Annotated in this window: 7 protein-coding genes and 1 pseudogene; 5 read left to right on the top strand and 3 right to left on the bottom strand. The window is 56.2% G+C overall.

The features are described 5' to 3' along the window. Positions 1-142: 142 nt before the first annotated feature. Positions 143-2,791: a magnesium-translocating P-type ATPase gene (gene mgtA, locus HNI00_RS02425; RefSeq protein WP_316790355.1), complete on the bottom strand. Its 2,649-nt coding sequence runs from the start codon at positions 2,789-2,791 to the stop codon at positions 143-145. Positions 2,792-2,996: 205 nt separating this feature from the next. Between mgtA and HNI00_RS02415 the strand changes: the two are divergent. Together HNI00_RS02415 and HNI00_RS02410 are read left to right on the top strand one after the other, a co-directional pair. Then, positions 2,997-3,721 (top strand): annotated as a pseudogene (locus HNI00_RS02415) (dienelactone hydrolase family protein). 5 nt (positions 3,722-3,726) lie between these two features. Then, positions 3,727-4,506, top strand: coding sequence for a DODA-type extradiol aromatic ring-opening family dioxygenase (locus HNI00_RS02410; RefSeq protein WP_316790351.1), 780 nt, complete (start codon positions 3,727-3,729; stop codon positions 4,504-4,506). Between the two features lie 508 nt (positions 4,507-5,014). Here the strand turns inward: HNI00_RS02410 and HNI00_RS02405 are convergent. Beyond that, complete coding sequence (locus HNI00_RS02405) at positions 5,015-6,610, bottom strand: DEAD/DEAH box helicase (RefSeq protein ID WP_316790349.1); 1,596 nt, start codon at positions 6,608-6,610, stop codon at positions 5,015-5,017. 905 nt (positions 6,611-7,515) lie between these two features. On the opposite strand from HNI00_RS02405, the gene HNI00_RS02400 reads away from it, so the two are divergent. The 3 genes from HNI00_RS02400 (at position 7,516) to HNI00_RS02390 (ending at position 13,000) form a co-directional block, all read left to right on the top strand. Next, complete coding sequence (locus HNI00_RS02400) at positions 7,516-9,054, top strand: polysaccharide biosynthesis protein (protein WP_316790347.1); 1,539 nt, start codon at positions 7,516-7,518, stop codon at positions 9,052-9,054. 398 nt (positions 9,055-9,452) lie between these two features. After that, positions 9,453-9,887: a VOC family protein gene (locus tag HNI00_RS02395; RefSeq protein WP_316790345.1), complete on the top strand. Its 435-nt coding sequence runs from the start codon at positions 9,453-9,455 to the stop codon at positions 9,885-9,887. A gap of 467 nt (positions 9,888-10,354) precedes the next feature. Beyond that, complete coding sequence (locus tag HNI00_RS02390) at positions 10,355-13,000, top strand: tetratricopeptide repeat protein (RefSeq protein ID WP_316790344.1); 2,646 nt, start codon at positions 10,355-10,357, stop codon at positions 12,998-13,000. A gap of 171 nt (positions 13,001-13,171) precedes the next feature. On the opposite strand, the gene fabI is transcribed toward HNI00_RS02390, so the two are convergent. After that, a complete protein-coding gene (fabI, locus tag HNI00_RS02385; RefSeq protein WP_316790341.1) occupies positions 13,172-13,948 on the bottom strand; it encodes an enoyl-ACP reductase FabI in 777 nt (258 codons plus the stop codon). Positions 13,949-14,432 lie beyond the last annotated feature (484 nt).

Below are 14,432 nucleotides of genomic sequence, written 5' to 3'. Positions count from 1 at the left end.
CGTGCAGAACGCTGGCACATCTAGCAGATGAATCCTTACCTTATAGGACTTACGCATTTGCGATTAAGGTTTCTGGGTTTTGGACGATTTCTCGCGGGCTGCGCTTGCGAGAAATCGTCCAACTGCGTCAGTCCTATCCTTGCTAAAGCCAGGTCTTGAAGCGGCGGATATAGGCAGCTTTGACCCCGCGAGTGACCAGCCAGTAGCCCAGGAGAATGGCAACCAGCCAGAGGAAATAGCGGGCCGGCAGCGGCACTAGCCCAATACTCGCACCCACGGACGTAAAGGGGAGCAGCAGGGCGATCGCCATTACCAGCCCCGTCATCCCCAGCACGGGCAAGGCAGCCGTACTCTCCGTAAACGGAGCCTTAACCGTGCGAATTAGATGAATAATCAGGGTTTGGGACAGCAGCCCATAGACAAACCAGCCCGACTGAAACAGCGCTGCATCGGCGGGCACATTGAACCCCAGCACCCCCCACAGCACCGCAAACGTCACATAGTCAAACATGGAACTGACGGGCCCCAAGCACAGCATGAACCGTCGCAAATCCCCCACAGACCAGCGCTGGGGCTGCGCCAGGTAAGACTCATCCACGCGGTCAAAGGGAATCGCCGTCTGGGACAGGTCGTACAGCAGGTTTTGCACCAGCAGTTGCAGCGGCTGCATGGGCAAGAAGGGCAACAGGGCGCTGGCCCCCATCACGCTCAGCACATTGCCAAAGTTGGAACTGGTCGCCATCTTCAGATACTTGATGATATTGCCAAAGGTGCGGCGACCTTCCACAATGCCCTGCTCTAGCACCAGCAGGCTCTTTTCAAGCAAAATTACATCGGCCGACTCCTTAGCCACATCCACCGCCGACTCCACCGAAATGCCCACATCCGCCTCTCGCAGAGCCAGCGCATCGTTGACCCCATCGCCCAAATAGCCCACCGTATGTCCCTGCTGTTTGAGAATCTGCACAATTCGGGCTTTTTGCAGGGGCGATAGCTTGGCAAATAGAGTCGTGTTCTCGGCGACGGCGGCCAGTTCCTCATCGCTCATTGGGTCAATCGCCGAGCCGAGGCAGACCTGCTGAACGGGCAGCCCGACTTCTTGACAAATCGTGCGGGCAACATGCTCATTGTCCCCAGTCAGCACCTTGACGCGTACGTTGTATTGCTGCAAGGCGGCGATCGCCCCCTTTGCCGTCTCCTGCGGCGGATCGAGAAACGTCAGGTATCCCACCAGCCTTAGCCCCGCCTCATCTGTCGGGTCGTAGTGATCCTGCGGCGCATCCAGCCGCTTGCAGGCCACAGCCAGCACCCGAAACCCCTGCTGGCTAAACTGCTGGGCTGTTTGGAGGGTCTGCTGATGCAGCGCTTCGGTCAGGGGCGTTGGCTCTCCCTGATGCTGGATGTGGCTGCATAGACCCAGCACCTCCTCCACAGCCCCTTTGCAGATTAGCCGCGGAAAACCCTCCTGTTCGACCACCACAGACAGCCGCCGCCGCGCAAAATCGAAGGGCACCTCCCCCAGCTTGCGATGGGTCAATGCAGACTGAGACAAGGCACCCGCGTCGGCCGCTTCCAAAATGGCATCGTCCAGTCGGTTTTGAATGCCCGTTTGGTAATAACTGTTCAAATAGGCATCGGCTAGCGGATCGGGGCTGGGCTGTCCCAAGGGGGCGATCGCACTGTGAAACGACACCTGGTTTTGGGTGAGCGTGCCCGTCTTGTCGGTACACAGCAGGTCAACTGCGCCCAGGTTTTGCACCGCATCCAGCCGCTTGGCCAGCATCTGCTGTCGGGCCAGGGCACTGACCCCGCGTGTGAGGCCGATGCTGAGAATCAGGGGCAATAGCTCTGGCACCAGACCCACAGCAACCGCCACCCCAAAGATCAGGGAAGTGGTCCACTGCCCGCGAACCAGGCCGTTGAGCAAAACCGCGCTGGGAGCCATGATGGCGATGAACCCGATCAGCAGCCAGGTGATCTGGTTGATCCCCGTGTCAAAGCTAGTGGGCGATCGCCGTCCGATCAGCGCTTGCGACAGTCGTCCCAAATAGGTCTGCGCTCCGGTAGCAATCACCACAGCGCGAGCGCTGCCGCCCAATACCGTGGTTCCCATAAAGCAAAGATTGGGCAGCGTCCACCAGTCTCCGTCGGGCGATGGCGCAGCGCGGACGGCGCTGTATTTTTGCACCAGATCCGATTCCCCCGTGAGGATCGACTGTCCCACAAAGAAGTTATTGGCCTCCAGCAGCCGCACATCTGCAGGCACCATATCTCCCGGTGCTAAATGCACGACATCCCCCGGCACCAGCTTGCGAATGGGGACTTCCTGGCGACGCTCGGCCGGCAGCAAATCGTCGTAGCGGCTGACGGTGGCGGTGGTTTCGACCAAGGCCCGCAGCTTTTCGGCGGCGCGGCTAGAGCGATATTCCCGCGCAAACCGCAGCACCCCACTGAGCAGCACGATCCCCAAGAGTAGCGCTGCACCCCGCAGGTCGCGAGTGAGCCAGGCGGCGATCGCCAGCACCAGCAGCAGATACACAAACGGGCTATTGAAGGCGCGGAATAACTGCTGATACCAAGCGGGGGTACGGTCGTGGGCAATTTCATTGGGCCCAAACTGGCGGCGACGCTGGCGGGCCTGCACGGCCGTTAGCCCGTAGGGATGGGTTTCAAGCTGGTTTAGCAGATGATGAGGATCAGCTTGAGCCGCGTTCACCGCAAGCGGCAGCAACGACCCACCAGACGCAGCAGGCAGGGCGCGACGGGACGCAACAGAAAACCAGGAAGGCATAGGGCAAACACCTCGCCAGAGGGCTGCTTTTCATGATGCCGTGCTGGGGCGATCGCCGACGTGTCCAGCCATACCCCGACCCATACAAGTCTGCTGCGACAAGCCTGCTGCATCCCAACGCTGCAAAAGTCAATTTCAGCACCCCTGCCCTACCATAGGCTGAATAGCCTACGCAGGAGGATGCCCAATGGGTCTCAAAACGGCCATGGTGGAAACTGAGGCAATCATCCCCACGCCCAGTGGAGAGATGCCCGCCTTTCTCTATCGCCCCGCTGCGCCCGCTGCGTCGGTCTCCAGCCCCGCCGTTCTCTTGCTGATGGAGCCTTTGGGCTAACCCCCCACATTCGGGACGTAGCGACTCGCATCGCCGCCGAGGGCTACGTCGTCCTCGCGCCAGACCTGTACTATCGCGAATTGCCCCACAACAAATTTGGCTATGACGAGGTGGAACAGGCGATGGCAACCATGTATCGCATGGATTTTGGGCAGCCCGTAGAACAGGACCTAAAGGCGGCGATCGCCTTCCTCAAGGCGCAACCCAACGTTTCACCCGACCGAATTGGCGTTACCGGGTTTTGCCTGGGCGGGGGGTTAACCTTTTTAACGGCGTGTCGATTTTCCAGCGACATCGCAGCGGCGGCTCCGTTTTACGGCATGGTGTTGGACGATTGGGTAGAAGCGATCAAAGACATCACCGTGCCCGTCTACCTGTTTCACGGCGGCGCTGATCCGTTCATTCCGCCGGAGCGCGTGCAGCACATCGAGGCGCGATTCAAAGGCCTGGGCAAAGCGTATCAGCTCAAAGTGTATCCCGATGCCGACCACGGATTTTTCTGTCACGAGCGATCGTCCTACAATGCCGCCGCCGCTGAGGATGCGTGGCAAGCGCTAACTCAGTTTCTCCGTCAACATCTCAACAAGGTGTCCTAAGTCCTATGTCTCTTCCTTCTCTCTTCGTTTCCCACGGCGCACCCGATTTACCGCTATATGAAACTGCGCCCGCTGTGGAGTTTCTCAAGCAACTTGGCACACAGCTACCGCGCCCCAAAGCCATCCTCGCTGTGTCGGCCCACTGGGAAACGCGATCGCCCGCCGTGAGTATCGCGCCCCAGCCAGAGACGATTCACGACTTTGGCGGCTTTCCGCCAGAAACCTATGCCTTTCAATATCCCGCACCCGGTGCGCCGGAACTGGCAGAGCGGGTAGAAAAACTGCTGACCCAAGCGGGCATGAGCGTCACCCTCGACCCCAGTCGGGGACTCGATCACGGTGCGTGGGAGCCACTCATGCTGATGTATCCAGCAGCCGACATTCCTGTGACGCAGCTTTCGGTGCAGCCGCGGCTGGGCACGGCGCATCACCTGCAACTGGGCCGGGCGATCGCCCCACTCCGGGAGGACGACGTGCTGATCCTCGCCAGTGGGGCCGCTACGCACAACCTGCGGGCCTTTGGCGGCTATGCTTTCGACGCAGCCCCGCCCGCCTGGGTAGCAGCATTTGACCAGTGGCTCGCAGCGGCGATCGCCCAGGGAGACACTGACGCACTGCTACACTATCGCCAGGTTGCCCCCCACGCCGCCGACAATCATCCCAGCGAGGAACACTTTTTGCCGCTGCTGGTGGCGATGGGGGCAGGGGGCGATCGCGGCATCCAGCTTCATCACAGCACCACCTACGGCATCCTCAGCATGGCCGCCTATGGGTTTGGTCAATAAAGCCAAACATTCAAGGAAAAAATAACGCTCCTGCATCTGGCCACTGCTGACGCGCCCCCTTTTGCATTAGCGTCGCATTAGCGTGCAAAGCAGTCATATCGATTCTCGATTCTGGATTTGCGACTTTGGATTTGCGATTTTAGATTGCCAGTTAGATTGCGAGTCAGACCTTTACGGAATGTCAAGCCGTTTCATTCATCGCCCCACTCAGGAGAAGTGATATCAGTTCAATGTCCGAACTAATGTCCGAATTAATGTCCGAAGTCTTTACCCAACATTCTTAACTTCTGACAAGTCCCTCAAGAAATATTTTCAAAAATCAATGGTTGTATCCATACCATTTTTTGCTAGACCGTTTATTCTAAACGGGAGGGTGGCTCCGATCATCCTCGCAGAAGCAGACAGCGGTGGGGGCTACTGGCTGTCTGCTTCTTGCATTTGGACGCATGGAACAACTCAGGGAAAAACTCAGGGAAAGACTCAGGCATGTTGAGTCAGGCATTCTGAGTCAGGCATTTTTCAGAAAAATCGCCTCCCAGCCGTGGGGGCCGAATTCTTTTTGAAACTCGCTGATCACCCAGGCAATCGACTTGCCCTGGCGCTGGGCAACGCGCATCAGATAATGCTTATAGTCGTGCTTGTCTTCTAGCGTGGGCGATGCGCCAAAGATGGAGCCGAGACACCAGGCATCCTTGGGCATACAGTTAAATTTTTCAAAAAAGCGGCGATCGCTCCAAGAGGGTGCCGCACCTTCCTGATAGCTGCGCTTGCGCTGGGCATGGAAAAACCGCAGCATTTCTTGCTCCTCGATCATCTGCACTTGTTCGTCGCTCAGCACCTCTTCCAGGTCATCCAGACACACCTGGCTCTCGTCTAGCCATTCGTGCTTGCAGTCGGGACAGGTCATCAAAAAAATGGGCACGATGCGGCCACAGGCAGGACACTGCTTAGTAGGAGCGCTGCCGATGCCCTTGCCTTCCGGGTCTTCTCGCGTAGGCAGGTGATAGAACTGGATGTCTTCCGGAAAGCCGAGTCGCGCCAAATTGCCCGCCTGGTCGAGAATCGTGCCGTGCAGCTTGCCTGTGTGGGGCGCAATTCGCATGACGCGGCCAATCTGCTGATGGTGCAGCGCCCGCGACTGGGTCGGCCGCAGCAGCAGCCCCACCTCTACACTTGGCTCGTCAAAGCCAATGCTGATCACATTGCAGGAAGTCAGCACTAGAATGTGCCCGTCGCGCAGGTCGGCGTAGAGCTTCTGACGGTCTTTGATGGGCGTTTCGCCATCCACCGTCGCTGCGGGAACATTGGCCTGGTTAAAGGCTTCGGCAACGTGCCGTGCGTGTTCCACGTCTACACAAAAGGCGATCGTGCGCTTGTCGGGAACAAGCCGCAGCCATTCTTCCACAATGCGTTCCACCAGTTCGGGGCGATCGCACGCATTTTTCAGCGCCCGCTCGTCATAGTCGCCCGCCACCGTGCCCACGCCCGACAGGTCAATCTGATGCTCCGCCGACAGCCCGTAATACTTCATTGGCGCGAGATATCCCATCTTTTGCAACACCGACGGCACTGGCGAAGCCACCAGCGTTTCCATGTGGTCGCCCAGTTGCGCTTTGCCCAGGCGATAGGGCGTGGCCGTCAGCGCCAGATGCACCGCCTGGGGATGGGTTTTGTAAAGCACCTCTTGCCCCACCTGGCTAAAGACCGTCGTATGCGCTTCATCAAACAGCACCACGTCGGCGTGCCACTTTTTCCACCAGTGGCGCTTGGTCATGGTTTGCACGCTGGCAATCTGGATTGGCGCAGTGGGGTCTTCTTTCCAGCCCGCTTTGATAAAGCCGCAGTGCAGCCCAAAGGCCCGCATCTTGTCGTAGGTCTGCCCCACCAACACATCCAGATGCACCAAAAACAGCAGCCGACAGCCCCGCGCCTCTGCATGGGCGCAGATTTGCCCGGCAATCACCGTTTTCCCTGCACCCGTCCCAGCAATCACCGCCACGCGCTTATAGCCTTCGCCCAGCTTGTTGTAGAGATCCTTAATCAACTGCACCTGATAGGGGCGCAGCGTCGGCGGCGTGGGAGCAGTCGCGTTTTGGGCACTCATGCACGAAGCGTTGTGGGCAAGCAACAGGCAAAATCTCTAAGGCTTACTGTAGCAAAGGACGGCCCGGAATAGAGTTCGCGTGTACTGAAAGCCGCTAGAACCTTGTGCTGCGGCTTCCAGAAAACGAGTCACCCATCGCGATCAAAAAGCTCAGCGAAAGGATAGCCCCCACGATCTAGTGGATTCATCGATTTATCCATGTAAAAGCGACAGGATAAACGGTATTTCAGCTATCAGCTACAGCAGGACACGAAGCCAACGCCGCACGCTGTTCAACACCTTAAAATCGCATAAAATCGCACCCTGGCAGATACCGAGTGAATCCGGTAAAGCCCCTACAAAACGCCATACAACACACCACACAAAGCGCCATACAACACACGCCCTTTGAGCAGACGCTGCTTTGCCAAGCCCAAGCGGGATGGGCGATCGCGCTGCGCCAATGAAATTGCTGGATGCCCCAACAGATACGGGACTAACAATCCAGAATCACACCAGAATCACAGATTCAAAATCGAGAATCGACTCAACCGATGAGTGCCTATGCTATTTCAAGTATCAATTGTAAAAGCTTTATGATTCCGGCTTTTTCATAGTCTTTTATTTATTTGCACTGTATTAATTTTTGTTAAGACAGGCAATCACTGAAGCTTCATAATTTCAGTTTCCTCCGTAAAGATTCGCATTCATCTGCACCACACGGATGCGTTTATCAAGATTGAAGCTAATAATTTCTGAACAAGAACCGTTGCCCCACCCCTAAGAGCATCTCTATAAGGCCTTTGTTATCAGGATCATATTTTTACAACATCTGTCGGACGGCAGCATGTCTATTGCGCGGAACGTCCGAGGTCAAGAAGACAGGGAATCTACGCTTAACCACTCATTCAAGGAACTCTTTGGCTATGCTGACATCGGCAGATCAGGGTTTGACTATAGAAACGAATGAAGTGTCCGGAGAAAGCCTAAATTCCGGCAGCAATACAAAACCCTTATTAAGATCAAGAGTCGAGATTATCCATGACATTAAGATGCTTGTCCCTGCTGGTTCTCCTGAGCCAGAGGATGAACAAGTCTTAAACCAGCTAGCAAGCTTGACCCAGGAACTCACGAAGGTCTATCAAGCGGCTGGACAACTGAGGGAAGATCCCTTCGCAGATGCCTGGAACCGTCGGGTTCACTGCTACCGAGATTTAGTCGCAGAGCAGGTCAAGGGGCGGCGTATTCTGGTGACGGGCGGAAATGGTTGCGTCGGCAGTCAACTGATCCAGGAATTGAAGACCTTTGAGCCTGAGAAGATTGTTTGCCTAGACTTACTGCTAGATGAATCGTCTTCCCTGAACAAAGATAATGATTCGGTTGAACAGTTCACATTCTATGAAGTTGATATTAGAGATCAGAATGAACTAGAGAAGGTTTTCCTCCAAGAAAAGCCCGATCTAGTCTTCCATCTAGCAGCCATGCGCCTCCCTGGAATGGCGGAGCAGCGCGTTAGAGACGCTGTTTCGACGAATATTATGGGAACCCATAATGTGATTCGATTCTGCGAAAAATATGGAGTCAAAAAGTGCATATTCTCCTCAACAGGGAAGGCATCGCGCTATGTCACTGGAGAAGTCTATGCAGCCACCAAAAAGGTGTGTGAGTGGCTTTTTGATCAGGCGGCTCAGTCAGGCTCAACCGTGTATGGCATGGTGAGATTTACCCATATGCTGGACAATAGTGCCGCCTGCGAACAGTTTGACCAAAAGGTCAAGCACGGGAAAATTGTCAACATTCATGCTCCCGATAAGTATGTTTGTGGTCAAAATGTTCATGAAGCCGTCAGCTTGCTGCTGAATAGTCTCGTCGTCTCCAAACCCGGAAAGCTAGAATTTTTGGTCTGTCGAAATCTGGGCTGGCCGGTTGAAACCCTAGAGGTTGCTTTATACAAGATCCTGCAATCTGGAAAGAACATCCCAATTTATTTTCAGGGTTCGCCCGTCGGCTATGAAGAGGGCTTCTTTCGGGGCAATGTAGACTGGGATGATCCGTCGGCGTTTAACTTATTAGTCAACGCGATCGAAAAAGTTTCAAGTCGAGTTGATGCGTCCGGCGACTTTATCGTTACGCCTGTTTTGCCCTGCTGTTTTGAGCGTCTAGAAGCTGAGTTGGCGGCTGTGCGGAAGGTTCTCAATGACCCTACAAGTGCCGATAGCCAAATCAAGCAAGCCCTTGCTGAATGCATTATGAAGGTTGCTTGTTCCATCTATTCCCAAGCACCGATTGAGTTGCTCTCGAAGGTGCTGAACTGGGGCACTGATCCTGAGTACCTCCAGTTAGACGGGGCAACGCTAGATAGCCATCAGCCCACGATTCGCTTGTTTATTGAAAGCCTATCTGCCAAGTATCGAAACAGCGCCAGTCACAGCGGCAGTCATAGCGGCAGTCTCAGTACCCGTTGAGGCGATCGCCAACATTAAGCCTATGGTGAGTGCGCTTTAATACTTCTGCGCCTTGATCAGGCTGAGTTTGACGTGTGCTGTGGGTGGGGCGAACGAGGTGTTTTGCGAGTTGGCTCCGAGTGTTGGCAATTTCAACCCGCGTTTCCAATCTGCGTTTTCAATCTGCGTTGAGATTGCCAACAGCCAAAGGGGCGATCGCCTTTCCGTATTGGAAAGATAAAAGCGGTGAGGTTCTGGTAAAGCGCTAACCGGACGGGGCTTTGAGCAAGATGTTAATTTAGCATCTGAGATCAAAGTTCAGTGTCTCAGCGTCAGTGATTGCATCTGTGATCGCATCTGTAATGGCGTTCCAACCCTGGCGCTGTCTCCTACCGTTTGCAACTCCCCCGCAAAGCACTATGGCAACCACTCTCTTTCACCTGGCGTTTCCCGTGAGTGATCTGGCCGAAGCCAAAGCCTATTATGCCGATGGGCTGGGCTGCGAAGTCGGCCGCGAGAACGCCAGCTCGGTGATTATGAACCTCTACGGACATCAGATTGTGGCGCACCTGACCCACGAACCGCTGATGCCCCAGCGCGGTGTGTATCCCCGGCATTTTGGCGTAATTTTTACCGACGAGGCCGATTGGGAAGCCCTTTTAGAGCGATCGCAGCGATTGGGACTTCGCTTTTATCAGCCGCCCAAGGAGCGCTTTGTTGGCACGCCGCTAGAACACCGCACATTTTTCCTGGAAGATCCGTTCCATAACCTGATGGAGTTTAAGTTTTATCGCCACGCCAGCGCGATTTTTGGGCAGGCAGCGTTTGCCCAGATTGGAGATACCGCAGGCTGAAGGCAGGTAAGCAGTAGTTTAGGCAAACAGTAGTTTAGGCAAACAGTAGTTTAGGCAAACAGAAATTCAGGCAAGCAGGAATTCAGGCAAGCAGGAATTCAGGCAAGCAGGAATTGAGGAAAATCGGTTTACCACATGCCTTGTCGAGAGGTGGCATTCAACAGAATCGCGCCCCTCTCACCCCTCCACCAGTTCCAGCACCTCAAGACTCGCGAATCCCTAACGCGAACCCCTAAATTGCTTCAAGGTGTGTCAGGTTTCCTGATCCCAGCGACCCACAGCGGAAGAAGGAAAATATTACACACTGTTTTGGGACGATTCGCCTTGTGACGGCTGATCGCGGCTGATCACGACAGTTTAGCTGAAGGGCGATCGCCCTAAATTGGCAAGATTGTCTGGCAGGATTTTCTGGCAGGATTTTCTGGCAGGATTTCCTGGCAAGATTTCACAGCATTGAGGGGCAAAGCGTGAGTAAACAATATCACTGGCTGGATCTGGCGGAGTATGCATCGCTGGTGGGCTTGGGCGTGGGTTCCGTCGCCTCTTTCACTACGTCGCAACTGGTCTACACCTCCGCACCCATTTCGCTGCTGGTATTGCTCAACCTGGCTAACCGCAGCCGATTCGAGCAATCCATGCAAAATCAGGTCGGCGTTGCCATCGACGAAATTGAAAAGCGCCTCTCGATGCATGTGGAGTTGCTGAATCAGCAGATTGGATCGCTGCCCACGCCGGAGATGATGGGCAGTTTGAAAAAGTCCATGCTGGTGAAAAGCCGGGAAGCGTCGGAGGCCTTTGCGGCTGACCTAAAAACCTTGCAGCAAGATCTGCAAATTCGGCTGGATGCGCTGGAGGCGGGCGATCTGGGCAGCGTGCGCGGCGAGGTGCGGCGGCTGCGCGACCAATATAGCCAGCTTTGCGACGACATGGTACATATCACCGAGCGGCTGCACGACCTGTCGAGTTCCCGCCAGGTGGAAGAGTTGGAGACGGCGATCGCCCAGATTCGCTCTGACACGGCCCATCTGCAAACCAGCCTGCAAGTCTTCAGCGACCAGACGCGCCCTGCCCTCAACACGCTGCAAGAGCAGATTACTCGGCTGAATCGCCAGCTTCAAGCCCTGCCGCCGCCCTTCGATGCCAGCACGCTGCGCCAGGATGTGTCGGAACTGATTCGCGTGGTGTCTGATCTGGTTCCCCGGCGCGACTGGACAGCGCTGGTGACCGAGATGCAGTCACTTCATGAACAGCAGGACTCGCAGGCGCGGGCAGAGGAACTGCTGCGGCGCAAGGTGCAAGACCTGACCCAACAACTGCGCGACCAGCCTAGCCGCGAAACGCTGCACTCGCTCCAGCAGCAGGTCAATTCCTTGAGCCAGCAGGTAGAAAATCTGCCGCCGCCCTTTGACCCCACCTCTTTGCGGCGGGAAATTGCCCGGTTGCTGCGAGTGGTAGGCGATCTGGTTCCCCAGCGAGATTTCAGCGGCCTCGTAGGGCAGGTCAGCGCCTTGCAGCAGCAGCAGGAATTTCAAATGCAGATCGAGCGGGCGCTGCAAGCGGAACTTCAGATCATCAGCCAGCAGTTGCAAGATCTGATGGCTGAAACTCGTGGGGAGACGGGCGATCGCCCCCTTGCCTTGGCTCCCAGCGCCGACCCGGCCGACTCGACCGACTCGACCGAAACCGCCGAAGCGCTATTTGAAGCTCAAGTTGAAGCGATGCTGCGGCAAGAGCTACAGCGCATCAGCCAGCAGTTGCGATCGCTCCCCACAGGCGGCACCTTCCAGATGCAGGTCGAGGCAACGGTGCTGGGCGTGCTGCAAGAGCTAAACCAGCACCTCCGCACCTATCCAACGGGGCCGCGCTACGAGTTTGTCCTGGATTTTCGCGGCGGCCCGCCCGCCGAAGTCGAGGCTGCCACAGCCCTGCATCCGGCGCTGTATGACGAGTTCACGGCGGCGGCGCTGCTCGATGTGCCCAGCAGCCGTCTGGTGCTAGAGCAAGCGCTAGATACCACGGGCGATCGCCTGCTGGTGACGTTGCCCTGGTCGAGCCAGTGCCCCATCGATCGCCCGATGGTGCGTCGCCTGCATGAGTTTTTGTCCCAGGGTCGGCAGTTGGCAATTGGCTGGTGCTACAGCGCTGACCAGGATTTGCCCCGCTTCCTTAGCGCAATGGTGCAGCGGTGGCATGCCCCGTCTGAGCAAGCCCGTAGCCTGCAAGAAACGCTGCAAAACCTGCTGGAACTCAAGCGGCAGTTTCCCAACCAGTTTCAGTTCAAGATTTTGGGAACGCGGGAAAACTTCCTCGTGTCGGACGACCGCTACGCCGTGCTGGGGCTGGACGAGTCGCTGGTGGACGATCTAGGCATTCCCCGGCTGGAACTCAAACTGCGGACGAGCGACCCCGCCACTGTGCAGCAGTTGACGCAGCGGTTTGAAAACCCAGTGCTGCACCCAACTGATGTGCAATCTCACTGGAACCGGGCCATGACGCGCTATGAACTAGGCGACCCGCAGGGGGCCCTCAGCGACGTAGAGCAAATCTTACGCATCCGCCCAGATCAGGCGCTGGCATGGAATCTGCGGGGGCTGTGTCATGACGACTTGGGAGAGCGGCAGCAGGCGATCGCCGACTTTAGCACCGCCCTCCAGCTAGACCGCAACCAAATGGATGCCCACTGCAACCGGGGCTATCTGCGTTCGGAGCAGGGCGACCTGATCGGGGCGATCGCCGACTTTACCAATGCTCTGACGATCCAGCCCAACTGCGCCATGATCTACTTTTTCCGGGGGCTGGCCGCGCAAAAACTGGGCGAAATCAAGTCCGCGTTTCGCGACTACGCCGCCGCCATCCAGCTTGCGCCCGATGTGCCCACGCCCTACTACTACCGGGGGCTGGCTCGTTCCGGCAACCCCGCTGGGGCGATCGCCGACTTGCAGCAAGCCCTAGAACTCTTCGCCCAGCAGGGCAACGAAACCAACGCCCGAAAAGTCTTCAGCCACCTCCAGCGGCTCACCAAAACTCGCAACGGCAACCCGCCCATCTTTGACCCCGATGCAGTGCCCGATGCTGCACCGATTCCCGTGGCGATCGCCTTTGAGGAGAACTAAAGACGGGCTATCATGCTTGATTTTGGATTGGCGATTTTGGATTGCTACAAGCGTCTACAAGGCTTCTGGCAATCGCGTTCGCAAGATGGGTTGATTGTGCTGCACGGCGCACCCCAAGAGCCGACCTCCAAAAATACCGTCAAAAAATACCGTCAAAACAAACCCCAGTCCTCACATTCCCATAATCTCGTAGCCCGCGTCCACGTACAGCACTTGACCCGTGATGCCCGTAGACAGGTCGCTACACAAAAACGCCGCCGCGTTGCCCACTTCGGTCTGAGTCACGGTGCGGCGCAGAGGGGCGACCTCTTCAACATGGTGAATCATGTCCAAAATGCCGCCGACAGCGGAGGAAGCCAGCGTCCGAATCGGCCCGGCGGAGATGGCATTGACTCGAATGTTTTGCGGGCCCAGTTCCGCCGCCAGATACTTCACGTTCATTTCCAGCGCAGCTTTGGCAATGCCCATGACGTTGTAGTTTGGCACGACGCGCACACCGCCCAGGTAGGTCAGCGTCACCACCGAGCCGCCCTCAGTCATCAGCGGCTTGGCAGCGCGGCAAAGCTGCACCAGCGAGTAGGCGCTCACGTCCAGCGCCAGGTTAAAGCCCTCGCGGGAAACATTGCTGAAGTCGCCGCTGAGATCGTCGCGATTGGCAAAGGCAAGACAGTGGATCAGCACGTCCAGCCGCCCCCACTTTTCGCGCACGGTGGCAAACGCCGCTTCGACTTGCTCATCATTTTGCACATCGCAGGGCACAAACAGGCTGGGCTGGAGCGGCTCAACCAATTCCGCCACTTTCTTCTCTAGCTTGCCTTTGTCGTCGGGCAGGTAGGTGATGCCCAGGTTTGCCCCAGCTTTGTGAAGCTGTTGGGCGATGCCCCAGGCAATTGAGCGATTGTTGGCAATGCCTGTGACGAGCGCATTTTTTCCGGTGAGGTCAAGCATGGGTAACGGCATCCAAATTTCGAGGGCAATTCACAAAATACTCAAAAACGGGGCAGGACGGATAGGGGAGGGTGGGGTAAAGCGAGGGAAGAGAAGATGACAAGAGATGAGGGCGAGACGGGAAAATTTTTTCCTAAATTGTATCTGTTAGATACAATTGCGATATGCTGTCTGGAACGCAGGATTGAGGGCGATCGCTCGGTTTACCAGAAAATTGCCCAGTTTCCAGAACAGAGTCGGGGTTCTCTTAGCCGGGTCTACCGATAGAGCAAACGCAGAAATTGGTATCGAAACGATCATTCTTCCTATGGAAGCGTGTTTTTAGATACAAAAAGCGGCCCCAAACTTAGTTTAAGTGTTCTAAGACTGCATTTATCCCGGTTTTTCGCCTCTTCGGCAAAATCTGGGTCTTGCTTTCATCTTTTGTTTCAGCTAGGACTTACGCAGTTGGACGATTTCTCGCGGGCGCAGCCCACGAGAAATC

Origin of the sequence: Thermoleptolyngbya oregonensis NK1-22 (genome assembly GCF_032705245.1) — a bacterium.
Taxonomy (GTDB): domain Bacteria; phylum Cyanobacteriota; class Cyanobacteriia; order Elainellales; family Elainellaceae; genus Thermoleptolyngbya; species Thermoleptolyngbya sichuanensis.
Note: the sequence above shows the minus strand (reverse complement) of the source record. Positions and strands in the feature narration are given on the sequence as shown.

What these genes read in the sequence shown, in the direction of transcription:
- mgtA (WP_316790355.1), bottom strand. Translation starts at nt 2,791, where the DNA reads ATGCCTTCCTGGTTTTCTGTTGCGTCCCGTCGCGCCCTGCCTGCTGCG.
- HNI00_RS02410 (WP_316790351.1), top strand. Translation starts at nt 3,727, where the DNA reads ATGTCTCTTCCTTCTCTCTTCGTTTCCCACGGCGCACCCGATTTACCG.
- HNI00_RS02405 (WP_316790349.1), bottom strand. Translation starts at nt 6,610, where the DNA reads ATGAGTGCCCAAAACGCGACTGCTCCCACGCCGCCGACGCTGCGCCCC.
- HNI00_RS02400 (WP_316790347.1), top strand. Translation starts at nt 7,516, where the DNA reads ATGCTGACATCGGCAGATCAGGGTTTGACTATAGAAACGAATGAAGTG.
- HNI00_RS02395 (WP_316790345.1), top strand. Translation starts at nt 9,453, where the DNA reads ATGGCAACCACTCTCTTTCACCTGGCGTTTCCCGTGAGTGATCTGGCC.
- fabI (WP_316790341.1), bottom strand. Translation starts at nt 13,948, where the DNA reads ATGCTTGACCTCACCGGAAAAAATGCGCTCGTCACAGGCATTGCCAAC.